The sequence below is a fragment of the Pirellulales bacterium genome (assembly GCA_036267355.1).
In the GTDB taxonomy this organism is placed as follows: Bacteria; Planctomycetota; Planctomycetia; order Pirellulales; family DATAWG01; genus DATAWG01.
This window is the reverse complement of record DATAWG010000076.1, coordinates 1-23585: the sequence shown is the minus strand read 5'-3', so window position 1 is coordinate 23585 and position 23585 is coordinate 1. Positions and strand designations below refer to the sequence as shown.

General features: G+C 62.6%; 12 protein-coding genes. 5 read left to right on the top strand and 7 right to left on the bottom strand.

The genetic code is table 11. From position 1 onward, the window contains the following. Positions 1-25: 25 nt before the first annotated feature. Positions 26-1720 carry a hypothetical protein gene (locus tag VHX65_11855; GenBank protein ID HEX3999237.1) on the bottom strand — a complete coding sequence of 565 codons (1695 nt, stop codon included), beginning with the start codon at positions 1718-1720 and terminating at the stop codon, positions 26-28. 367 nt (positions 1721-2087) lie between these two features. Here VHX65_11855 and recQ point away from each other — a divergent pair, with 367 nt between their 5' ends. Continuing rightward, a complete protein-coding gene (recQ, locus tag VHX65_11850) occupies positions 2088-4313 on the top strand; it encodes a DNA helicase RecQ (GenBank protein ID HEX3999236.1) in 2226 nt (741 codons plus the stop codon). Positions 4314-4566: 253 nt separating this feature from the next. Here the strand turns inward: recQ and VHX65_11845 are convergent, their stop codons facing one another. The 3 genes from VHX65_11845 to nadB form a co-directional block, all read right to left on the bottom strand. Next, positions 4567-6873, bottom strand: coding sequence for a hypothetical protein (locus VHX65_11845; protein HEX3999235.1), 2307 nt, complete (start codon positions 6871-6873; stop codon positions 4567-4569). A gap of 434 nt (positions 6874-7307) precedes the next feature. Further along, positions 7308-8708 (bottom strand): sigma-54 dependent transcriptional regulator, encoded by a 1401-nt coding sequence (locus VHX65_11840; GenBank protein ID HEX3999234.1) that lies wholly within the window; start codon positions 8706-8708, stop codon positions 7308-7310. Between the two features lie 222 nt (positions 8709-8930). After that, positions 8931-10595: an L-aspartate oxidase gene (gene nadB / locus VHX65_11835; protein ID HEX3999233.1), complete on the bottom strand. Its 1665-nt coding sequence runs from the start codon at positions 10593-10595 to the stop codon at positions 8931-8933. Positions 10596-11230: 635 nt separating this feature from the next. Between nadB and VHX65_11830 the strand changes: the two genes are divergently transcribed. Next, complete coding sequence (locus VHX65_11830; protein ID HEX3999232.1) at positions 11231-14380, top strand: PSD1 and planctomycete cytochrome C domain-containing protein; 3150 nt, start codon at positions 11231-11233, stop codon at positions 14378-14380. Between the two features lie 246 nt (positions 14381-14626). Then, the gene (locus VHX65_11825) at positions 14627-16129 is read left to right on the top strand and encodes a DUF1501 domain-containing protein (GenBank protein ID HEX3999231.1); all 1503 of its coding nucleotides are present in this window, start codon (positions 14627-14629) and stop codon (positions 16127-16129) included. A 392-nt stretch (positions 16130-16521) separates the two neighbouring features. Here the strand turns inward: VHX65_11825 and VHX65_11820 are convergent, their stop codons facing one another. The 3 genes from VHX65_11820 to VHX65_11810 form a co-directional block, all read right to left on the bottom strand. Then, on the bottom strand, positions 16522-17961 hold the full coding sequence (locus tag VHX65_11820; protein ID HEX3999230.1) for a zinc-dependent peptidase: 1440 nt from the start codon (positions 17959-17961) through the stop codon (positions 16522-16524). Positions 17962-18181: 220 nt separating this feature from the next. Further along, positions 18182-19444: a serine hydroxymethyltransferase gene (gene glyA, locus VHX65_11815; protein ID HEX3999229.1), complete on the bottom strand. Its 1263-nt coding sequence runs from the start codon at positions 19442-19444 to the stop codon at positions 18182-18184. Positions 19445-19772: 328 nt separating this feature from the next. Next, positions 19773-21176, bottom strand: a complete 1404-nt coding sequence (locus VHX65_11810) for a hypothetical protein (protein ID HEX3999228.1) — start codon at positions 21174-21176, stop codon at positions 19773-19775. 142 nt (positions 21177-21318) lie between these two features. Here VHX65_11810 and VHX65_11805 point away from each other — a divergent pair, with 142 nt between their 5' ends. Both VHX65_11805 and solA read left to right on the top strand, forming a co-directional pair. Next, positions 21319-21606, top strand: coding sequence for a Uma2 family endonuclease (locus VHX65_11805; protein ID HEX3999227.1), 288 nt, complete (start codon positions 21319-21321; stop codon positions 21604-21606). An 88-nt stretch (positions 21607-21694) separates the two neighbouring features. Continuing rightward, the gene (gene solA, locus VHX65_11800; protein HEX3999226.1) at positions 21695-22837 is read left to right on the top strand and encodes an N-methyl-L-tryptophan oxidase; all 1143 of its coding nucleotides are present in this window, start codon (positions 21695-21697) and stop codon (positions 22835-22837) included. The last annotated feature ends 748 nt before the right edge of the window (positions 22838-23585 follow it).

Genomic DNA, 23585 nt, shown 5'->3' with positions numbered 1-23585 from the left:
TGCAACTGGTTCGACGATTGCCGAATCAGTTGTTGAACGGATCGTCGCTCTTCTTCATTTGCGGATCGACCGGCTTAACGTCGGAACCGGGCTTGGCGCTGGGACCGGGTTTGGCCGCATTCTTGGCGGGCGGGGTGGGATCATCGCCGAACGGATTGCCCGTGGCGGGCTTGGCATTGCCGGCGGCCGGGGGCATCGCAGCCGGCGCGGCGCCTGCTGCTGCTGGTTCGTTGCCGAATGGATTAGCATTGCCACTCGTTGCGGGCTGCTTCAGATTCGGGGCGGCAGGCGGCACAAGCGGATTCGGGGCTGCGAGACCCGCGGCAGGTGCGCCCGCCGGCGGCACTTGAGCTGGCGCTGTTTGAGCCGGGGCCGTTGCCGCCGGTGGTAGAGCCGCGCCGGCAGCAGGCAGACCTGTCGCAGGAGCGGCCGGGGTGGCTGGGGTAGCGGGTGCGGTGGTTGACGGACCACTGTCGCCGCCGACACTCTTTTCGAACGAATGGAAGATGCCGCCGATCGCACCCGGCTTGGTCTTGGGCGCCGCAGCGCCCGACGCAGCCGGAGTGGTGGCGGGAGTTGCTGGCTTGGCATCAGCCGGTTTCGTGTCGGCCGGCTTCGCGGGGTTGCCGAACGGATCGACTGCGGGGGTCGCGGCGGGAGTTACTACAGGAGCCTTTTCGGCCGGTTTGGCTGGGCCGCCGAATGGATCCGCCGCAGGCTTGTCGGCTGGAGTTGCCGGAGCTTTTTCGGCCGGCTTGGCGGGGCCGCCAAATGGATCGGCAGCCGCAGGTTTTTCGGCCGGCGCGGTCGTGGCCGGCTTTTCGGGTGGTTTCGCGTCACCGCCAAATGGATCGGCAGCCGCCGGTTTTTCGATCGGCGCTGCAACGGCCGGCGCTGCAACAGCCGGCGCTGCAACAGCCGGCGCTGCAACGGTGGGGGCCGCGACTTCCGCCGCTTTGGCAGCCGCCGCGGGCGTCCCGTTGGGAACCGTTGCCGGTGGCGCGACGGGAATGACCGCCGCGCCGGCAGCGCCACCAGGCAATTCGGCAGGCGCGGCCGATGGTGCACCGCTGAACGGATCGATCGCATCGGGCGTCTTCGCCGCGCTTGCGGTCGGGGGTGCGCTTGCAGGCGGCGCAATCGCCGGAGCCTGGCCGGCGACTACGGGCGGCGCTGCGGCCGGCTGACCGGCTGCCGAAGCATTCGCCGCAGCCGGCGACGGCACCATTTCCACTTCATGCCGCAGTAGCATCGGCCCGTTCGAACCAGGGCCGGCAAATGCACGCTGCTGTTGTTCTCGGGCCTGCTCGAAGGCGAAATTGCGAGCATGTTCGCGGAATTGCTCGATCGAGTGCCGTGCCGGCCCTTGAATCCGTTCAAGCGACTGGCCGACAGAATATTGTCCGGATCCTTCGGCGGCCTCGAGCGTGGCCCCTTTGTCGAAGTCGGCTCCAGCGTCGGGCTCGCGGCCCAATCGTAATTCGGCCAAGCCGCGGAAATAATAGACGCGGGGATCACGGCTTCCTTCGCGTGCGGCTGAAGAGAGGAGGTTGTAGGCACCGCTATAATCGCCGCTGAAATACGCATGCATCCCGTCGCCGAGCATCTGCTCCAACACCGATTCATCAGCTCGGGCCGTAGCCGAGCCCACAATAAAGCTGGTCGCAACGCCGCCGCTTAAAAACGCGCCGAGGATGACGAAGGCAAATTTCCGCGACATGGTAAGCCAGCTCCTTGGAAACAAGCGATATTCGGCAGGAATGTACGAAAGAATGACCGGTGGGATGATTTCCCCGCATCTTGCTCGAAGCCGCATGTCCGTCGGACCGGCCGGCCCCGCCACCGCACCGTGTCATCGTACTTCCCGCCGCCGGCGAATTCAAGCAAGGAGGCGGATAGGCTGTGAGGCTCGAGGTACGAAAACGGGACGACGGACGCCCGCGCGTCCTCACAGCCTCACAGCGTCTTGCGCTGCACGGATCGAACTGACTTCGCGGCACGTGTAGGATAGAGGTACCGCCGGTCCGCTGTGCTGCAATTCGCAAACCGACTCGACTCCTGCCCAACGCCGCTTCAGATTTGCCCCGATGCCGCCTCCGCCAACCAGCTCCACGCCACCCGAGCGAGTCTTAGAGGTCGTTCGGCGCTATTGGGGCTACGACACGCTTCGCCCCCTGCAGGCCGACGCCATTGCCGCGGCGCTGGCAGGCCGCGATTCGCTGGTCGTCATGCCCACCGGCGGCGGCAAGTCGCTTTGCTACCAAGTGCCCCCCGCAGTCGACGGCTCGACCGATATCGTCATCTCGCCGCTGATTTCGTTGATGAAAGACCAGGTCGACGGATTGCGGACCTGCGGTTATCCGGCGGCTTGCGTTCATAGCGGATTGTCGGCCGACCAACGCCGCGAGGTGGAGGCCGGGGTAGCGGCGGGGAAGTTTCGACTGCTGTTTGTCGCCCCCGAGCGTGTCACCACCCCTTGGTTCATGCAATTGGTCGAGCGGCTCGACGTGCGCCGGTTCGCCATCGATGAGGCCCATTGCATCAGCCATTGGGGACACGATTTTCGGCCCGACTATCGGCAATTGGCCGTGCTGCGAAAGCGATTTTCCGCCGCCAGTTTCCACGCCTTCACGGCGACGGCGACGCCGCGCGTGCAGGGCGATATCGTCAACCAGCTTGGCCTGCACGAGCCGGCCATCTTGATCGGCCGCTTCGATCGCCCGAACCTGATCTTTCGCATCGTGCCGCTGGTGGACCGCGACGCGCAAATCCTGGATGTGATTCGCCGGCACTCGAAGGAAGCGGTGATCGTGTATTGCATCAGTCGCCGCGAAACGGAGAGCATGGCTGCGCTGCTGCAAAGCCACGGCATCCGTGCTGCCGCCTATCATGCCGGTCTGGCGCCCGAGCAGCGCCATCGCGCTCAAGAGGCGTTTGCCGAGGAACAGCTCGACGTCGTCGTGGCCACGGTGGCGTTTGGAATGGGCATCGATCGGAGCAACGTGCGCTGCGTGCTGCATGCCGCGATGCCGAAGTCGGTCGAACATTATCAACAAGAAACGGGCCGCGCCGGCCGCGACGGGCTCGAAGCCGAATGCGTGTTGCTCTATTCGGCGGCGGATGCGATGCGCTGGGAATCGCTGGTAGAAAAATCGGCCGAGGAATCGCCCAATCCCGAGGCCTTGGTCGCAGCCCAGAAGCGATTGATCAAGCAGATTCAAAGTCTCTGCAACTCGCCGGTCTGCCGCCACAAGGTCCTCTCGGAATATTTCGGCCAGCCATACGACCAACCGAACTGCGGGGCTTGCGACTTCTGCTTGAACGAAGTCGAGGGGTTGGAAGACGGCACCGTGACGGCCCAAAAAATCCTGTCGTGCGTCGCGCGAACAGGCGAGCGATTCGGTGTCAAACATATTGTCGATGTGTTGCAAGGAGCGAAGACCGACCAGATCCGAAAATTTCAGCACGATCAACTGAGCACCTACGGCCTGCTCCGCGACTTGCCGAAAAAGCAGTTGCAAGCGTTCGTGTTTCAACTGGTCGATCAGGGCCTTGTGGGCCGAAGCGAAGGGGAATATCCGGTGCTCGCGCTCAACGAGCGATCATGGGAGGTGCTGCGCGGCCAGCTGCCGGTGCGGCTCGTGCGGCCGAAAGAACGCGTCGCGGCGAAGACGAAAGCTGCCGAGCTATCTTGGGAGGGAGTCGATCGCGGATTGTTCGACCATTTGCGCGATTGGCGGCGGCGGATTGCCGTCGAGCGGGGAGTGCCGGCGTATGTCGTGTTGCATGATGCGACGCTGATGGACTTGGCCCGAATCCGCCCGACCGAAATCGACGTGTTGCGATCGATTCATGGTTTTGGCGTAACGCGCTTGCGCGATTTGGGCGAAAGCGTTTTGCAAACGATCGACGCCTATTGTCGCGAACATGGCCTATCGACCAACCAGCCGCCGGCCGTTTCATCCGTGCCGGCAGCGGCTTCCTTCGCGCTGCCCGAAGAGCCGAAACCGAAACCGCACGACGTGAAGCGGGCCGCTTTCGATCTATTCAACCAAGGACGCACGATCGAAGAAGTGGTGGCCTACATCGGCCGCGCCCACAGCACCGTGGTGCAATATCTGGCCGAGTTCATCGCCGAGCGCCGCCCGGAGCGGATCGACCTGTGGGTCGATCCGGCGATTTACCAGCGCGTCGCGGCCGTCGCCGCCGGCTCCGAATCGCCGCGTCTGAAGCCGTTGCACGACCAACTGGGCGGCGCCGTGAGCTACGACGACATCCGGTTGGTGATCACGCATTTGAGCGCGACACTGTGATCGGCCCCACAAGACGTTGATCGGCGCCCGAGGGCGGAAACAGGGCGACGGACGGCGCCGGCAAAAGGAGAGCGAAAGAACCATCAATCCGATTGCAACCGCGGCAGCAATTGCAGTGGCAATGTATTGGCCAACGAGCCTGCCCGGAGACAGCAAGCGGCGGATCAAGTCCGCCGGAGGCATGAAGTCGCCGGGAAGAATGCCGAAATCGCGAAACGTGCCGACGGGTTGTGGCAGGGGACGCTGGCCTTCGTCAATCCTGGGCGACATCGATTTCCAATTCGGGTGCTTCGGATGTGGCGATCGTGCAACGCACGGTCCAACCGTCGTCGATGCCGCGGTTGGGCACGACGCGCAACGCGAAGCCATGGAATTTCGCTTCGCCCCCCGCGATGCGGCGCAGCGGCCGAGTCACGTCGATCGCGAACACTTTGGCCGGCTTGTATTCCGGGTTGTCGGCCGGTTGCCGCGGCAGCACGACGGCGCCGCTGATTTCATCGAGCGAGCGAACTTCGATGCCCCGGCCTTTTTCGACCGCGCTCCGCAGCAACACCGCGCCAAGCTGCGTTTGCGCTTGGTCGTGCGATTGGCTGACCGGCACGCGGAGCCGAGCCGCGACGATGTTTTTCTTCTCGGGAAGCGAGTTCTTGAGGTCGCCGTCGAGAATCATCGCACCGGCCGCGACTTTGCCGATTTCGCCGTTGTTCTTTGGCCAGCGGAGAATGCCGCGGTCGCTTACATTTCCCTTGTCATCGACGAATTCGACGAAGGCCAGCGGAATCCGAATCGTCTTTGTCGGGCGCTGCTTTGCGACCGGCGGAGGCGCCGTGCCGATCAATAGCGGCATCGGCAGCGTGGCAAGCTCATCGTTGGCGGAAAACTTCGGTTCCACGGCGCCGTCGGGCAACGGCAGCGGCTGCGACGACGGCCCGATGATCTCCCGCCGCATGAATTCCATGCGAGGGTAGACCGGGTAGCGACCTTTCGGCGTCGGGCAATCGATTCTGAACGTAGCCGGCAAATCGCTTGCCGCGAAGATCTTCCGCACGACGGTCACTTCGCGCGACCATTTGGCGTCGTGCTGCTTGGCGATTTCTTTTCCCTCGTCGAGCAATTGCTCGAACGATTTGGCGCGCGAGCCAAGGCGGAAGGCGTAGGTGACAACCAATTTGTTGGAGCCGAGCGATTTGGGATCGGCCACCGAAACGGTGATCGGATTTATCCCCGGCGACAAATAGGGAAGCGCGCCCGGGTTGTTTTGCACGACACAGTTGAGTTTCAACGATTTTAGCGGCTCGGTGAACGTGATGCGAACGAGGGCCGCGAGCTTTCCTTTCACCGCCGCGTCAAAATTTCTCAGATCGATGGTTTTGAAGATTTTGCCGTTGTCGGTCGATGCCTCGACCTTTGCCGCTCCGGCGGCCTCGCCGCTCGCTTTGGTGATGACGTACGGGGACGACAACTTCACCACAACCAACGCAGGCTGGCTCCCATCGGCCGGCACTAGCGCGCCGCCGGCATACTTCACATTCTTGGCGCTTGCGAACGAACCCAACACGGATTCGTGCGAAAAATCCGGCACGAATGCGATCACGCCGTTACCGTAGCTTCGAGCCGGCTTGGCGTCGATGTAGGGCTCGAGCACGAGTCCGTAGCCGGGATCGTTGCGCGTGTCTTTGTAGGCGCCGCACGAATGCGCAGGGGCCTTGTTCGAATCCTTCCAATACCAGGCGCCCGGCTGCGCGTCCCAGGTGTTGGTGAGCGACATGCCGGGCACGAGATTCACGTCGGTGGAGTAATTGCCCGTGGCCTGGTTGTAGCCGCCCCACGACTCGGCCGGTCCGGCGCGATTGAGCGATGGCAGCTCGGTCAGCGTGTCGCCGCAAGCAAGGAAATCGTGCGCCTGCCAGTTCACTTTGCCGCCCACGACTGCGAACTGATCGCTTTTCGCGTAGTAAACGTTTCGCTCGCGATCGAGCACCAGGCCGTCTTGGAGCAGCGCCTTGGGATTCGCCTTCAGATCGTATTCGCCGGCAATGGTTCGGCCCCCGTGGCCGTCGGGCATCCAGACGTAGATTTTCAGGAAGTCGTCGAGATAGTGCCAGCGGCCATCGTATTCGGCCTCAACGGTAGTGTGGCCGGGCCAACCGATGAACCGCCAATTCCAGCCCAATTCACGCCATAGCGCCGATTGAACCGCGTGCGTGCCGCCGCAGATTCCCCAACCATAGACGTTGATCTCCTTGAGGGCCGGGATGCCACCCTCTTCGACCGCGTAGGGACAGTGATAGTGCGTCATCAGCATGAAGTTGTAAATGGCGATTGCCTTGGCGTCATTCGTCGGGCAGCCGCGTGTCACGGTGTCGACAATCGATTTCAGGCTCGAGCAGTCGGGCGCCCTGTCGGGCTGCACCTTGATCCGCTTCACAAGGCCGGCGGGTTCGGCGACCGCCGCCTCCTGTGCCGCGATTGGCGAAGCAATTCCAAGCCATAGCGAGCCGATGGCGGCAGCCGTGGCAAGGCCACAATGCAGCCTCAACGCTTTGTTCCGATTCGTCATCGCGATGCTCCCTCGCTAATATCTGTTACGAACTTGGCCGAAATCCTCACACGCGGCCGGCGCCCTTCGCGCCACGAACATTGCCGATTACGCCCCGGCCAATTGTACTCGACGCGCGGCCGTTCGCATCATTCTTTTGTCCTGCGTGTTTTACCATTTTCTCCGGGGTGGTTCCTCACGCGGAGCGTGAGGACTAGACGGAGAAGACGCGAGAGGAGATTGCGTCTGGGCTGGGGGCGAATTAGAGGGATCGGAGGACGGCAGGTGTCTGGCGACGTGCGGCGAGCCAGGCACGATGACGGTCTGGGACATTTCCCGTCTGGCTCGGCGGCAGGGCGATTCGCCCGTAGAACCAAGCGCGCGGAGCAAAGCGGCACGGCGGCAAACTAGATGACCATCCGTTCCGGGGACGCCATGCTTAGCCCCCAGAGCCGCTAGCCCGCGACGGCCGGATTCTCACGCGGGGCGTTCGAGCCTTCCAGCCCCAGCCGTTTCATCTTCTTGTACAGAGTCGTGCGGTTGATGCCGAGGGCCTCGGCGGTGGCGTGGCGGTTCCAGTGGTGGCGGTCAAGCATGTCGAGAATGATTTGCCGCTCGGGGTTCGCGAGGGCTTGCTTCAGCGATCCGGCGGCGCTCGACGACGCGAACATCGGCGGAACCGCCACCGAAAGCGTCGGCGGGAAATCGTCGGGCACCACGCAACTTCCTTTGCCCAACAGCACCGCTCGCTCGACGACATTTTGCAGTTCGCGGACATTGCCCGGCCAGCGATGACGCTGCAACGTCGCGATCGCTTCGTCGCTGAAGCCGGTCACTTTGCGGCCCGACTCCTCGCACACCTGTTCCAAGAAATGCCGTGCCAACAGCGGAATATCGGAAATCCGTTCGCGCAGCGGCGGCAATTCGATATTGATGACATTCACACGGTAGTACAAATCCTGCCGGAAGCGACCGGCCGAAACCGCGTCGGCCAGATTTTCGTTCGTGGCCAGGATCACGCGGGAATCGACGCGGAATGTTTTCGTGCCGCCGACCTGCTCGAATTCGAGCTCTTGCAACACCCGCAGCAGTTTCACTTGCATGCCGGGGCTGGCGGTGCTGATTTCGTCGAGGAAAATCGTGCCGCCGTCGGCTTGCATGAATTTGCCGAGCTTGTCGGTCGTCGCGCCGGTGAACGCTCCGGCGACGTGGCCAAACAGTTCGCTTTCCAGCAGTGTTTCGGGCAGCGCGCCGCAGGCGATTTCGACGAATGCTTTATTGCGCCGCGAGCTGCGGCGATGGATGGCCCGGGCCACGAGCGATTTGCCGGTGCCGCTTTCGCCGGTGATCAGCACGGTCGCACGCGTGTCGGCGATGCTGTCGACCATGTCGAAGATGCGCCGCATGCGATGGTCGTGGCCGACGATATTCTCCATCCCGAATCGTAGATCGAGCTGGGCTTTTAGTTGTTGATTCTCTTCGAGCACCTGGCGCTGATGGAGTGCGCGCTGAATCGCCATTTGCAATTCTTCGTCGATCAGCGGTTTGGTGAGGAAATCGAACGCGCCCGCGCGAATCGCCTCCACCGCAATTTCGACCGTGCCATAGCCGGTGAGCAGAATCACCGTCGTATCGGGATGATGCTCGCGGCAATGGGCGAGGATGTCGAAGCCATCCCCATCGGGCAAGCGAATATCGGCGAGCACGAGGTCATACGGCTTGCGGTCGACGGCCGCCACGGCGCTCGCCCGGTCGGACGCCACGTCGAGCCGATAACCCTGTTCGCGGAGCCAATCGGCCATCGATTCCAGAACGTGGCGATCATCGTCGACCAGAAGCAGCAGCGGCTTTTGCATGGGAAATATTGCTCAGGGCCGACGCGCGAAACCGCAAGCGCGGTTCCAAGCAAGGCTGAAGTGGGGCGATGTGAATTGTTGCGCAACGGCCAGGACCGTCGTAGTTTATCTACGTTACCGGTGCTGAATGTCAACGAACGACCAACGGCGCCGCGTGAGATGGGCGTGGAATGTGCCGATTGTGCCGACCGTAAGGGGGACGGCGAATGCGCGGCTGTCGGGCTAGAGAGTCCGGCCTGCATGGCGGAACGTGAGATGCCGTTGCCAGTGATCGTCGTCGGTGGCGGGAAAATCGGTGCGGACATGCACGCCGCGGGTTTCCTGCCGCGCGAGCGCAGCGGCAATCATGATTCGAGCTACAACCAACATGTTCTGCAGTTCCCATCCGCTCGGCTCGCGAAACTGGCGCCCCAACACATAGCGGCACCAATGGTCGATGTCGCTGGCGGCCTCGGCCAATTGTTCGCCATCGCGGTGAACGCCGGCCGCACGCCACATCAGGCTCTTGAGCGAATTGCGAATGTCGGACAAGTCGAGCGACTCGCTGTTGTCGTCGGCACGGTTGTTTTCCAGCGGCAGGGCGCGGAAGTCGTCGGTCATTTCGAGCGCCGAGCGGCTCGCCTCGCGGCCGGAATGAGCGCCGTAGACGATGCTTTCCAGCAAACTGTTCGACGCGAGTCGATTCGCGCCGTGCAAGCCGCTCGACGTGACTTCGCCGGCCGCCCACAGGCCCGGCAGCGTCGTGCGGCCGAACAAATCGACCGTCAGCCCGCCGATCATGTAATGCGCGCCGGGACGCACCGGAATACGATCCGTTGCCAGATCGAGTCCGAACTCACCGCACAAGGCCGCGATGCCCGGAAACCGAGCCCGCATCTTCGCCGCCTCGAGATGCCGCAAATCAAGGTACACGTTTGGATGTCGGGTCTTCTCCATCTGGGCCACGATCGCACGGCTGACGATGTCGCGCGGAGCCAACTCGGCGCGCGGATCGTAGCCGGGCATAAAGCGATAATCGTTTCGATCGACCAGCCAGGCCCCAGCGCCGCGGATCGCCTCGGTGATCAGATTGCGGCTCGATCCGGCGATATAGAGCACCGTGGGATGGAACTGGATAAACTCCATGTCGCGCAGCTCCGCGCCGGCGCGATAGGCGATCGCCAGGCCGTCGCCGGTGGCGACCTCGGGATTGGTCGTTTCGCGGTAGATCTGGCCGACGCCGCCGGTGCAGAGAATTGTTTGCTTGGCCCAAACGAGCGTCTTGCCATGAACGGGGTTCCAGACCAGCGCTCCGCGGCAAACACCGTCGTGCATGAGCAAATCGAGCGTGAAGGTGTTCGGCCAGGTTTCGACATTCGTTCGCTGGCGGGTCCATTCGATCACCGCTCGCATCACTTCCTTGCCGGTGGCATCGCCGAGAGCGTGGACGATCCGATCGTGGCTGTGTCCTCCTTCGCGGCCGAGCGCCAGTCCGCCGGCTTCGCTGTCGAAATTCGTGCCCCATTCGATGAGCTCGCGAATTCGCTCGGGCGCTTCGCGGACCACCATTTCGACCACTTCGCGATCGCACAGTTTTCCGCCGGCGATGAGCGTGTCGGCGATGTGGTCTTCGAACCGGTCTTCGGGATCCCACACGCTGGCAATGCCCCCCTGCGCATAGGCGCTATTGGATTTGTGCAACTGATCCTTGCTCACGACGACGACCGACAGCCGCGGGTCGGCCGCGATCGCGGCCCGCAGTCCGGCCAAGCCGCCGCCGATGATCAGCAGATCGGTAAAGGCGTGCGGCACCCGCTTGGGGTGGAAGGGAACGAGATACCGAGGCGAGTATTCGAGCAAGGGAAGATCATCGGGCCGAAATTTGGGGGGAACTGGATCCAGCGGCATTTGGGGTCGGTAGCGGGCATTCGACGGCCGGCCAACTCGCGACAATTGAGATGGCCAAACAAAACGCTAGGAGCGAGCGGATGCCGAATTGAAATCGCGAATCGGAGATCAAGCTAACTATCCACGACAGCAACAGAATGAGTGCAGCAACGCCAACCACCGCAACGGCGGCAAGCACCGTCCAACCCTTGTGATGATTGAAGCCGAACCACTCGCGGCGCTCCGCCAACCATAGCAGACAAACGCAAAGAAGCAGCCCGACCACGAACCGATCCGACGAGAGACGCGACCAGCGTCGTCGGGGCTTCAGAGGCTGAGCGGTGTTGGGCTGTTGGCTCATGCGGCCAGTCCACCAAACGGCACTAGAGATAGATCGCTTCACGATTGTAGCGCGCGTCTTGCCGTCAACGCAAACTTCGCGGTTCGCTTGACCCTGCTTGCGCGGAGGGGCTAGAATCGGTTGTAGCCCCGCAAGATCGGGGTCCCGCCGCACCGGTGCGTGCTGCCGAGGTCGCCCACTTCGGCTTGCCGCATTGGCCTTCCTTCTTTAGCTGCCGAGGTTCTGCGCGATGGCCGGCTTCAGCACGCGATCCAGGGTTCGCGGTTTCGGAGCGCTAGTCGCTGCAATCGCCGGAATGTCGTTTCCTGGCCTCGCCGCCCCCGCGGCTCGAGCCGAAACGCCGGTCGCTCCGGATCATGCCGTGAAAATGGCCGAGGGGCTCGCGCTCTTTCAGACGCATGTGCGGCCGTTGCTGTTGCAGAATTGCTTCAAATGCCACGGCGGCGACTCCGTCGAGGCCAATTTCGATATGACCGACCGGGATCGCTTGCTCAAAGGGGGCGATTCGGGCGCGGTGGTAACAATCGGAAAGTCGCACAATAGCCTGCTTTACAAATTGATCAGGCACTCGAAGAAGCCGCACATGCCGCAAGACGCGCCGCAGCTTTCGGCAGCCGCGATCGCAAGCATTGCAGAGTGGATCGATCTCGGCGCGCCCTACGATGCTCCGCTCAAGCAGGCCGCGAAGGCGGCCGTCGCCGAGCAAGCGTGGACGAAAAAGGAATTGCCGGCTGCCGCGCGGAAGTTTTGGTCGTTTCAACCGCTGCATCATTTCGACCCGCCGCCGGTCAAGAATTCCGCGTGGTGCCGCACGCCCATCGATCGCTTCATCCTGGCGAAGATGGAGGCGACCGGCGTCGCGCCGAACCCGCCGGCCAGCAAGCCGCAGTTGATCCGCCGGCTGTATTTCGATCTGGTCGGCCTGCCACCGACGCCGGAAGAGATCGCCGCGTTCGTCAATGATCCGGCGCCCGACGCGTATGAAAAACTCGTCGACCGTCTGCTGGCCAGCCCGCATTTCGGCGAGCGTTGGGGTCGGCATTGGCTCGATCTGGCCCGGTTTGCCGAAAGCGGCGGCTTCGAACGCGATCAAGATCGGCCGAACGCGTATGTCTATCGCGATTTCGTGATCCGCGCGCTGAACGAGGATTTGCCGTTCGACACATTCGTCCGCTGGCAACTTGCTGGTGACGAATTCGAGCCGGAAAATCCAGAGGCCCTCGCGGCCACGGGCTTTTTAGCCGCCGGCGTTCATTCCGATCAGATCACCAAAAGCGAAGTCGAGCGCCATCGCTACGACGAACTGGACGACATGCTCTCGACCACCGGAACGGCGATGCTCGGCCTGACGATCGGTTGCGCCCGCTGCCACGACCATAAATACGATCCGATCCTGCAGCGCGATTATTACCAGATGCTCTCGGCGTTCACGACGACCGTGCGCAGCGAAATCGACGTCGTCGAGAATCCCGACGAATACAAGCGTGAAAAAGAACGTTTCGACCGCGAGCATGAGGGCTATGTGGCGGCGCTGCGAAAATTCGAGGCGGAAAAGCTTCCCGCGCGGTTCGCCGAGTGGGACAAAAGCTCGAACGCGCGCCATGCCGCCGACGATGGTTCGTGGCTCGTGCTCGAACCGGCAAGCCTTGGCTCCCGCGAGAAAGCAACGTTCACCCGGCTCGACGACGGCTCGTGGCTCGCCTCCGGCGCCAATGGAAAATTCGACACATACACGTTCGTCGCGCGCACCAGCCTGACGGGGATCACCAGCATTCGCATCGAAGCGCTGGCCGATCCTTCGCTGGTCCGCGGCGGCCCGGGCCGAGCATCGAATGGCAATTTCGATCTCACCGATTTCCGCGTCACGGCCCTGCCGTTGGCTGAAGAATCGAAATCGCATGCCGGCAAGAGCGCCACGGGAGCCGCGTCGGCGCATCCAGGCAATCCGTCGCGGCAATCCGTCGCGCTTTGCAATCCCCGGGCCACGTTCGAGCAGCCCGGCCTGCCGGTTCGGGCGACGATCGACGCCGATCCGCATTCCGGCTGGGCCATCGATCCGCAGTTTGGCCGGGATCAGGCGGCCGTTTATGAAGCGACGGAGCCGCTCGGCTTTCCGGGCGGAACCGAATTGACGTTTACGCTCCAATTCAACGGCAACACGCAGCACAATATCGGCCGGCTGCGGATCGCCATCCGGAAAGGTCCGCCGCCCAAGGAATTGCTTGGTCCGTGGTTTGCCGAGCCGGTCGTCGGGGCGTTGGCTTTGCCGGCCGAGAAGCGCAGCCCGCAACAAACGGCTGCGCTTTTGGCTTGGTATCGCACGACCGATCCAGAGTGGCAGAAATTGGACCGTGCCGTGCGCGACCATTTGGCGAAAGCGCCGAAACCGCAGACCGTGCGCACGTTTCTCGCCAGCGAAGGCCTGACGCCGCTTAACACGGGGAGCACACAGGGCGATTTGTTCTTCAATCAAACGTATTTTCTCCGCCGCGGCGATGGCAACCAAAAAATGGGCGTCGCTCCGCTCGGCGTCTTGCAAGTGCTCGACACCGCGCCCGACCGTGAAAGGCATTGGGAAATCGCGCCGCCGCCCGGCTGGCGCACTTCCTACCGCCGCCGAGCGATCGCTGATTGGATCAGCGATACGAAATACGGCGCCGGCGATTTGCTCGCCCGAGTCGAGGTGAACCGGTTGTGGCAGTTTCACATGGGCCGCGGCATCGTCGGCACGCCGAGCGATTTCGGAGCCCGCGGCGATCGGCCGACGCATCCGGAACTGCTCGATTGGCTAGCGGCACGATTCATCGCGGCCGGCTGGCATCCGAAGGCAATTCACCGCATGATCCTCACCAGCGCCGCCTACATGCAAAGCTCGGCATCAAACCCGGCGGATACAAAGGCGGATCCCGACGATCGCACCTTTTGGCGCCGGCCGACGCAGCGGCTCGAAGCCGAAGTGATCCGCGATTCGCTGCTCGCGGTGGGCAATCGGCTTGATGCGACAATGTTCGGCCATAGCACGCTCGATCCCGAGAGCCGGCGGCGCAGCATCTATCTCACCGTGAAGCGGAGCAAGTTGATCCCGATGCTGACGGTGTTCGACGGACCCGACGCGCTCGGCGGAATCGGCAGCCGGGCGACGACGACCGTCGCACCGCAATCGCTGTATCTGTTGAACAACGAGCAAGTGCGCGCGTGCGCCCGGGCGATGGCCGCGCGGATTGCCCCGACGCCGCAAGCGTCGCTGGAATCGGCCATCGCGGCGGGCTACATGGTCGCACTCGGTCGCCATCCGACCGACGGCGAGGCCGCCGATTCGCTCGGCTTCCTCAAGCAGCAGATCGCGTCGTACGAGGAGTCGAAAGGGTCGGATGCGCGGCAACTCGCCCTGACCGATCTTTGCCAGGCGTTGATGTGTTTGAATGAATTCGTCTACGTTGATTGAGGATCGTTTGTGGCTTGGCTCCGTCGCAAAACTCGCCCCGTCGGCATATTAGCCCGAAGCGTTAGCGAAGGAGGCCTGCAACGGCGGCATCGTCTTGCTACGTGGCGGCAAAAGCCGCACGCCCATTGGCTCGGGGCGTTGGCCAGGGCGACCCGCAACGGAGCGCATCCTCGCTTACGCTTCGGGCTCGTGTTTTGAGACAAGGCACGGCGCTTTTCCTACACCCCCCAACCCCACCCTGCTCCCATGGACGGCTTTCAAAAAGTTTTCAGCCCGCTGCATCCCGCCTTCGCCAACCGGCGCGATTTTCTTCGCCGCGCCGGCAGCGGCGCGGGCATATTGGCATTGGCGGCCATGCTGGGCCAGGAGCAGTTGCTCGCCGGCACGGCCGGCAATCTGCCGAGCGACGGCGGCCTGCACGTTGCGACGGCCATGAATCCGCTTGCGCCGAAGCCGGGCCATTTTCCCGGGAAAGCCAAAGCCGTCATTTGGCTATTCATCAATGGCGGTCCGAGCCATGTCGACACTTGGGACTACAAACCCGCGCTTGCCAAGCGCGACGGCGAGAAGCTCAAGAATTTCGATCCGACGACCGGTTTTTTCCAAGATCAGGTCGGACCGATCATGCGGTCGCCGTTCGAATTCAAGCAGCATGGCCAATGCGGTGCTTGGGTGTCGAGCATTTTTCCGCACATGGCGAAGCATGTCGACAAAATGGCGTTTCTGTATTCATGCTGGACCGACACGAACAACCATGCTCCCGCCCTGTTGAAGATGAACACGGGGATGGCGCGGCTTGGTTTTCCGTGCGTCGGCTCGTGGGTCACCTACGGCCTGGGGAGCGAATCGCAAGATTTGCCGTCGTTCGTCGTGATGTACGACACGCTTGGCCGCGGCATGCCCAAGGGCTATTCGGAAAATTGGAGCGCCGGTTTTCTTCCCGGCGTGTTTCAAGGCACCGCGCTAAAGCATCAGGGCGCGCCGATCGACAACCTCGATCGCAGCAAATGGATGTCCGACCGGCAGCAACGGGCACAGCTCGATTTGATCGCCCGGCTGAATCGCCGCGAATTGGCGCAGCATGCGGGCGAAGGCGATCTGGCGGCGCGGATCGATTCGTTCGAACTCGCGTATCGGATGCAAATGGCAGCGCCCGAAGCGCTCGATCTCAACCGTGAAACAGCAGCCACGCAAAAGATGTATGGCCTCGACAATCCGAAGTGCGGCCATTTCGCCCGGCAATGCATGATCGCCCGGCGGATGGTCGAACGCGGCGTGCGGTTCGTGCAGATTTATAGCGGCGGCGAAGAAAATCAGCGAAGTTGGGACGGGCATATCGATATCCGCGGCAACCACAGCGGTTTCGCCGCCGAAACCGATCAACCGATCGCGGCCTTGCTCGAGGATCTTCAGGCCCGCGGGCTGTTGGATTCGACGCTCGTGGTTTGGGGGGGCGAGTTCGGCCGCTTGCCGTTGGCGCAAAAAGGGGCGAATCCCGGCCGCGATCACAATCCGCATGCGTTCACCACGTGGATGGCCGGCGGCGGCGTTCGCGGCGGCACGTTTCACGGCCAGACCGATGAAATCGGCCACAAAGCGGCGGTCGATAAAGTCAGCATCAACGACCTGCACGCCACGATCCTGCATCTCTTGGGCATCGACCACAAGCGGCTTCTCTATCGCTACAACGGCCGCGACTATCGGCTCACCGATGTCGCCGGCGAAGTGGTCCGCGATATTCTGGCATAGCAGAAAAAGGGAGACTGGCTCCGAGCGAGCAGGCGGTGTTATCGCACGTTTCGTTTTGCCGCGAGGCGCCTGTCCCCTTTTTCTGCACGACGGCTAAGGCTCGGCCGAAAAATACCTCCCGTTTTTCGAACCCCCTCACCCTGCCTCTCCCGCAAGGGGAGAGGGGGCTGCGGAGAAGTTATGTTTCGGCCGAGCCTTTAGGCTTGCCGAACGGGCGCCATGCCCCACGCTATGCGTTTCGCATCACCCGCAATATTCACCCAGGGCAACGTGAAACGTCTCGGCCTGAAAGGCCGATTCCGCCAGCCCAGGCCGGAGCCGCGCAGGCGGCCGGGGCCATGGCAATACGAATTCCACTCCGCACTCCAAATTCCGAAGTTCTTCTGCGGCGATCAGACTCCGACCTTGACGCCCTTTCGTAGCGTCTCGGCGAGGCTTGGGTCGCGGCGGAGGGCTTCGACACGGTCGCGCTCGGCGCGGGCGCGAGAGCCGATTATTTCATACAGCCGGCTGCGGTCGGCGTAGAATTCCGCCCGGCCCGGATCGGCCGCGATGGCCGAGGTCAGGCTGCGAATGGCTCGGGAATAATCGCCGGTTTTCGCTAGCGCCATGCCGCGCAGATAGAGCGCCGTTGCATCGCGGCGCGCTCGGCGGAGCACTCGGGCGCAGTCCTCGAGCGCGCCCGGATAGTCGCGCAGTTGCAGTTTCGCTTCGGCTCGCGCTCGATATGCTTCTTCGTCGCCCGGCGCGAGATCGAGCGCGGCATCGAGATCGGCGATCGCGGCAGCGGCTTGGCCAAGGCGCACACGGACAATTCCCCGCTGCAGCAGCACTTCTTCGTCGCTGGCATTGAGCCGGACTGCTTCCGAAAGCGCGGCATCGGCCTCCTTGTAGCGATGGTCGTTGAGATAGGACACGCCCAGGCTGAAATACCCGTCGGCGCTTCCCGGCTGCAATTGGATCATCCGCAGCAACGATCGCGTCTCTTCGTTGTCGGTCGGGTCGGCTTTATGGTTGTCGAACATCCCGTGCGAGCGATGATGCTTGGGATGCGCATGGCGCTGCGGTCCCTCCGGCCATTTGGCCGTGTCCTGCCGGTAGAAATCGCGCAGCACGCCATACAACTCGGGCAAGTCGTGCCGCATTTCCGGCCCGCGCTCGAAAAAGCTCTCGCTGGCGACGGCGAAAAACTCGGCCTGATTCGTCGCGCCATAATAGGAGAGGAAGTGCGGCGCGCCATCGCGCGCGGCCCGCACGAGCCGATTGTATTCGGCAAACGTTACCGCGTCCCACGCTTGATATTGCTCGCGGCTTTCGAGCGGCGGCGTGCCATCGACATCGCCGTCCAATCCGTCGAGATGGTGTGCAAATTCGTGGAACACGACATTGTCGCCGTCGTGCGGATCGGCGACTCCTTCCAACACGCTTTGCCACGACAGCACAATCGGGCTACGATGCCACGCTTCGCCGAGGAGAATCTTGCCCCCCTCGGCCGCATTGGCCCAGCGTGGCGTGGGATGTTGATAGGGCCCCGGATAGACGAGCAGCGACTTGATTCGATCGTAGTGATAGGTCGGCGGAATCGCGAGCACGATCAAGCAGGCCTGGGCGGCGATCGTCACGCGGATTTCGTCGGTAATCCGCAAGCCCGCGCAGCCCACCCACTGGCGCTCGGAGATGAAAATGCGCAGATCGTCGCGAAGTTGATTCTGTTTCGCAGCGGGGAGATACGCGTAGTAGGGAACGTTGCGAGCGAGGATATCGAGCCATTCTCGCGGGAACCGCTCGGCCAACAACTTCCGCCGGCGGCGGTCTCGAAACCAGTTGAACATAAGCGGCGAACATCGAGCGGACGCGAGGCCGCTCTAATTCTTTTTCCTCGGCAGCGATTTGATTTTCAGCAGCGTCACGACTTCATCGCCGTGGACGAAATCGGTCGAAGCGGTGATGACGGCTCCGACGACGACGCTTAGAAGAACGTCCATCGCCGCAGCCGCTCCATACTCTGATTTTTTACCTGTAGTCTGTAGCCTATAGCCTTCAGCCTCCCCGTCATGTTTGCGCCAGCGGCGATTCCGGAACCGGATGTTGCTCGCAGAGATCGAAAATCTCACCGCGAATTTGCTCGCGCACCGCCGTGTCGGCCGGGGCCCGCAACACCTTCAAAATCCAGCCGCCGATCAATCGCATTTCGTCGGGGCCCATGCCGCGGGTGGTCAGTGCCGGGGTGCCGATGCGAATGCCCGAGGGGTCCATCGGCTTGCGTTCGTCGTAGGGAATCATGTTTTTGTTGACCGTGATGCCACACAGTCCGAGGGCTTCCTCGGCCTGCTTGCCGCCGATGCCCGACGGCGTCACGTCCACGAGCATCAGATGATTGTCGGTGCCGCCGCTGATGAGCCGCAATCCGCCGGAGGCCAGGGATTCGGCCAGCGTGCGGGCATTTTCGATGACTTGCTCGATGTAATCGCGAAACTCCGGCTTGAGCGCTTCGCCGAAGCAAATCGCCTTCCCGGCGATGACATGCATCAGCGGACCTCCTTGGATGCCGGGGAACACGCTGCGGTCGAGATCCTTCGCGTAGTCGGCCTTGCAGAGCACCATGCCGCCGCGCGGGCCGCGGAGCGTTTTGTGCGTGGTGGTGCTGACGAAATCGGCCACACCGACCGGATTGTCGTGCAAACCGGCCGCTACCAAGCCCGCATAATGGGCCATGTCGACGAACAGCTTCGCCCCCACTTCGCGGGCAATCTCGGCGAACTTGCCATGCGGAATCTCGCGCGGATAGGCGCTCGCGCCGGCCACGATCATTTTCGGCTTGTGCTCGCGCGCCAGCGCCGCCACCTGGTCGAAATCGATGCGGTGCGTATCGCGGGTGACGCCGTAGCTAACGAAGTGATAGAGAATTCCCGAGATATTCAACCGCATGCCGTGCGTCAGATGCCCGCCATGGGCCAGGTCGAGGCCGAGCACCGTGTCGTGCGGCTGCAAGGCGGTGAGATAGACGGCCATATTGGCTTGGCTGCCCGAATGGGGCTGCACATTGGCATGCTCGGCGCCGAAGATTTTTTTGGCCCGGTCGCGGGCCAGATTTTCGACGATATCGACATACTCGCAGCCGCCGTAGTATCGCCGGCCGGGATAGCCTTCGGCGTATTTGTTTGTCAGCACGCTGCCGACCGCCTGCATGACGGCGGGGCTGGTGTAGTTTTCGCTGGCGATCATCTCCAAGCCATCCTGCTGACGATCGATTTCTTCGTCGATCGCCGACCAGACCTGGGGATCTTGAGTCTCGACGAAATTCATCGGGGGCATGGTATCTCGCGCGGGGGTTTGCCGAAACGGGTGGGATGAGGCGCGCACGGCGCAACGGCTATTGTCGAAACTAGCTAGGCCGCCGTCAATCGGAGTGAAAAGGCACTGCGACACATTCCCATTCTAGCGCGGATTATTCATCGCGCCACACTCGCCCGAAGCGTAAGCGAGCGAGCCGCTGCGGCTTACCCCTCGCTAACGCTTCGGACTACTATTTCGCAGCGTGTTGTGAAATTCCGGCACTCTGAATAATCCGGGCTCGCGCGGCGGGCTCGGATTTCATCCGGCGGCGGCGATGGATGGCGCACGGATTGGGTCGATCGGATCGTCAACGCGGCGCGACCGCAACGCTCAGCAAGCCGGCGGCATTGTCGAGATCGCCGTCGGAAATGTTCGTGCGGAGGTAGAGCGTGCCCGAATGGGTCGGTCGGACGGTCGCGGCGAGGCCGACGACATCCGGCATCACGAGCGGGCTGGTGGTGATCGCGGCGCCGTCGGGGCGGATGGCGGCCAACAGAATGCCGAGCGGCTGGCCGTGGTTGAAGTGGATCGACACGCCGCCAGCCTCGCTGATCCATGGCCGCGGCTGGCGGCGCGGCGGGATCAAATTGTCGAGCGGCGAATCCTTGCCGACCTGGAACTGGCCCGTCGCCCGCAGTTGATACGTCTTTCCCGCTTCGAGCCGCACGCCGCTATTTTGCCAGCCGCGGTCGCCCGCGACGGCGAGCGTTGCTCCGAGCGGCGGCAGCGCCGTGCCGGGCCGAAAGTCCAACTCGGTGCGCTTGAAATCGTAGCCATACGCGATGTCGGAGGCGAACACTTGCCATTCTTCGGCGAGTTGAGTTCCGTCGCGAGAAAAAGTTTCGGCGAACCGATGTTTGAAATCGGGATCGCCGACAAATTTCGCAAGCGTGCGAAAACGCTCGCGGTAGCGCGGATGGTTGTCGAGAAATGCGGCGGCGGCCCAACTCCAGGCATACGGCTCGTCGTTGCGAAACGAGCCGGGCGGATAATTCAGGATGTCGGCCAGGCGCACCGCCCGCCGGGCCGCAAATTCGGTCTGCACGATTTCGATTCGCCCCAGCTTGGGCACTTCCTGCGGATGTTTTGGAAAATAGTTGAGCGTCAATCGGCCGTCGGCCCAGCGGTGCGTGCCCATGAGCTCGGCGATTCCCTCGGCATACCATGGCGGCCCGACGTTGCCGAGCAGCGTGTACATGAACGCGTGCGTGCCCTCATGCAACAGCAGGTGCCGGCGATAATAGGGGCTCGACTGTTCCCACACCCAACATTCATCTTGCCGCGTGTAGCCGCGGCCTTCGATAAACGCCGGCAGATAATCCGGCAACACTCCCGCGGCCGCGAACCGCAGTTTGTCTTTCATCAGATAGGCGGTGATGTGCCAATCTTCGTGCTGCCGCGGATCGATGCGGAAATAATCGCACCACTGCGGGAACGCTTGATCGAAAATGTCCGGCAGCTCGTCGACCGACTTTTCAGATGGCAGATCGGTGAACAGCGTTAGTCGCCGGCTCGACAATTTGCGAATGCCGGCCGCACGCATCCGCGATTCGTCGATCTGCCGGGGTGCGGCGGCCGAAGCGTTGTTCGCCGCCGCCGGCCCAACCGCCTGCGCGTGGCGGCAAGCAAAGCAGGCAGTAAGCGTCGCACCGACAATCCACAGCACGCTGCACGCGAATCCCGCATCCCCTTTCGCACCGCTACGAGCCATTCGAAACATTCCACACCATTGCATACGAAGCGACAAGAAACGCGATACGTCATTCTAACATGGGGTGAAGAAACGATCGGCGGGAAAATACCCGTAGAGCTATAATGACCTGGGGCGAATCGCCGCGCAACAGGAAACGATCATGGCCACCACCGCAAAACTGTCTCTCGCCGAATACGAGAAGATCGTCGCCACCGGCGTCTTCGATGGGCCCAACCAGCGGCATATTGAACTGATTCAGGGAGAACTCAGGGAAATGAATCCAATCGGCCCGGATCATTGCGAAGTTGTGGATCTTCTGGCGTGTTGGAGCATCGACAACTTGCGACGGGATCAGTTTCGCGTCCGGGTCCAAAATCCGATCGCACTTGCCGACGTTGAAAGCGAGCCGCAGCCGGATTTGGCCTGGGCGCGGCAGCAGCCATATTGATCGCGACGCCGAACACTTCTCCCTTGCTAGCGCTGCGGGCGCCGCTGCTTTCTTCCCTAACCCCTCACCCTATCCCCTCACCCTAATCTTGTTCGACTTCATCGTAATCGGCGTCGGCGGGGTGGGGAGCGCGGCGCTGTATCATTTGGCGAGCCGCGGGGCTCGGGTGTTGGGAATCGATCGATTCGCGCCGGGGCACGATCGCGGCAGTTCGCATGGCCGGACGCGAATCATTCGCCAGGCCTATTACGAACATCCCGATTACGTGCCGCTTTTGTTTCGGGCTTACGAGTTATGGGAATTGCTGGGCCAGCGCGTTGGCCGGCCGCTGCTGCACGAAATCGGATTGCTCCAGGCCGGGCCGCCGGAAAGCGAAGTGCTGGCCGGCGTGCGCCGAAGTGCGCGGCAGCATGGTTTGGCGATCGACGAACTTTCTACCGGCCAGTTGGAAAGCCGGTTTCCTGGATTTCGCGTGCCCGGCGGCTGGGCCGGTGTGTTCGAACGGAAGGCGGGCTATTTGGATGTCGAAGATTGCGTCGTCGCCCATGTCGAAGAAGCGAAACGGGCCGGCGCCGAGTTGCAAACCGGTGTCGCGGTCCACGGCTGGCGAGATGCCGGCGATTGCTTTGAGGTGCAAACCGACGGCGCGAAATTCCGGGCCCGCGGATTGGTCGTCGCCGCCGGAGCGTGGGCGGCGCGGTTGATCGAGCGAATTCCGCTCGGGCTCGTTGTTCGCCGCAAGATGCAATACTGGTATCCGGCCGGGCCCCCTTATCAGGCCGCGCATCGCTGCCCGGCATTCCTGTTCGACACTCCCGCGGGAATCTTTTATGGCCTGCCACAAGTCGAAGCGGAAGCCGCCGGAGCCGAATTGGGCGGATTGAAAGTCGCCGAGCACACCGGCGGGCAAACTGTCGCCGATCCGCTGACGGTCGACCGGGGTTTTGATCCGGCCGACAATCGGCGTGTCGAGGATTTTTTGGCTGCCTTCTTGCCCGCCGTCGAGCGGTCGCTGCTGCGCTATTCGGTCTGCATGTATACGATTTCGGCGGATGAACATTTCATCGTAGACCGGCATCCGTCCGATCCGCGAATCGTGTTTGCCGCGGGGCTGTCGGGGCACGGCTTCAAGTTCACCGGCGTACTGGGCGAAGCATTGGCCGATTTGGCGATCCATGGGAAGACGGAGTTGCCGATTGGGTTTCTTTCGTTGGAACGATTCGGGGTATGACCGAAAGCCTTTGGTCTGGAGCCCGCATCGCAAGCAAGGCAACGTGTCTCATCCTTGCTAGCGCGGCGGGCTCCGAAACGCTGGGCGCGATGGGCCAATGTCCCCTTGTGTTGCGTGACGGCAACGATTTGGGATCGTGGGCCGGTTGTTGACGCGGCAAATCGTCGGGCGAATCGGTTTGGCCATCCCGAAATCCCAGCGCCAACGCCACACAAGCCCGAAGCGTAAGCGAGGACGCGCTCCGTTGCGCGATCGCCGTCACGAACGCATTGATCCGATGTGCCTTCGGCTTTTGCCGGCTGCGGCGAGACGATGCCGCCGTAGCGGCGCTCCCTCGCTAACGCTTCGGGTTTGTGTTGCACCATCCCAAACTCCAGCGTCGACGCCACACAAGCCCGAAGCGTAAGCGAGGACGCGCTCCGTTGCGGGATCGCCGTTACGAACGCATCGATCCAATGTGCAGGCGGCTGTGCCGCCAGCGGCGAGACGATGCCGCCGTAGCGGCGCTCCCTCGCTAACGCTTCGGGTTTGTGTTGCACCATCCCAAACTCCAGCGGTAACGCCACACAAGCCCGAAGCGTAAGCGAGGATGCGATCCGTTGCGGGGTCGCCGTCAACACTAGGCGCAAAGCGTGAGCGAGGGACGGCCCGCAGCCGAGTTTACCTTTCGCGGATCCCGCCGGAGCCGTCGAATTGCTCACGCGGCCCGCAGGTCCGGCGAGGGGTCGGCGCCGCCGCTCTCATCGGC

Coding starts and splice junctions, on each gene's coding strand:
- VHX65_11820 (HEX3999230.1), bottom strand. CDS start 17,961: ATGTTCAACTGGTTTCGAGACCGCCGCCGGCGGAAGTTGTTGGCCGAG.
- recQ (HEX3999236.1), top strand. CDS start 2,088: ATGCCGCCTCCGCCAACCAGCTCCACGCCACCCGAGCGAGTCTTAGAG.
- VHX65_11845 (HEX3999235.1), bottom strand. CDS start 6,873: ATGACGAATCGGAACAAAGCGTTGAGGCTGCATTGTGGCCTTGCCACG.
- nadB (HEX3999233.1), bottom strand. CDS start 10,595: ATGCCGCTGGATCCAGTTCCCCCCAAATTTCGGCCCGATGATCTTCCC.
- glyA (HEX3999229.1), bottom strand. CDS start 19,444: ATGCCCCCGATGAATTTCGTCGAGACTCAAGATCCCCAGGTCTGGTCG.
- VHX65_11805 (HEX3999227.1), top strand. CDS start 21,319: ATGGCCACCACCGCAAAACTGTCTCTCGCCGAATACGAGAAGATCGTC.
- VHX65_11830 (HEX3999232.1), top strand. CDS start 11,231: ATGTCGTTTCCTGGCCTCGCCGCCCCCGCGGCTCGAGCCGAAACGCCG.
- VHX65_11810 (HEX3999228.1), bottom strand. CDS start 21,176: ATGGCTCGTAGCGGTGCGAAAGGGGATGCGGGATTCGCGTGCAGCGTG.
- VHX65_11855 (HEX3999237.1), bottom strand. CDS start 1,720: ATGTCGCGGAAATTTGCCTTCGTCATCCTCGGCGCGTTTTTAAGCGGC.
- VHX65_11840 (HEX3999234.1), bottom strand. CDS start 8,708: ATGCAAAAGCCGCTGCTGCTTCTGGTCGACGATGATCGCCACGTTCTG.
- VHX65_11825 (HEX3999231.1), top strand. CDS start 14,627: ATGGACGGCTTTCAAAAAGTTTTCAGCCCGCTGCATCCCGCCTTCGCC.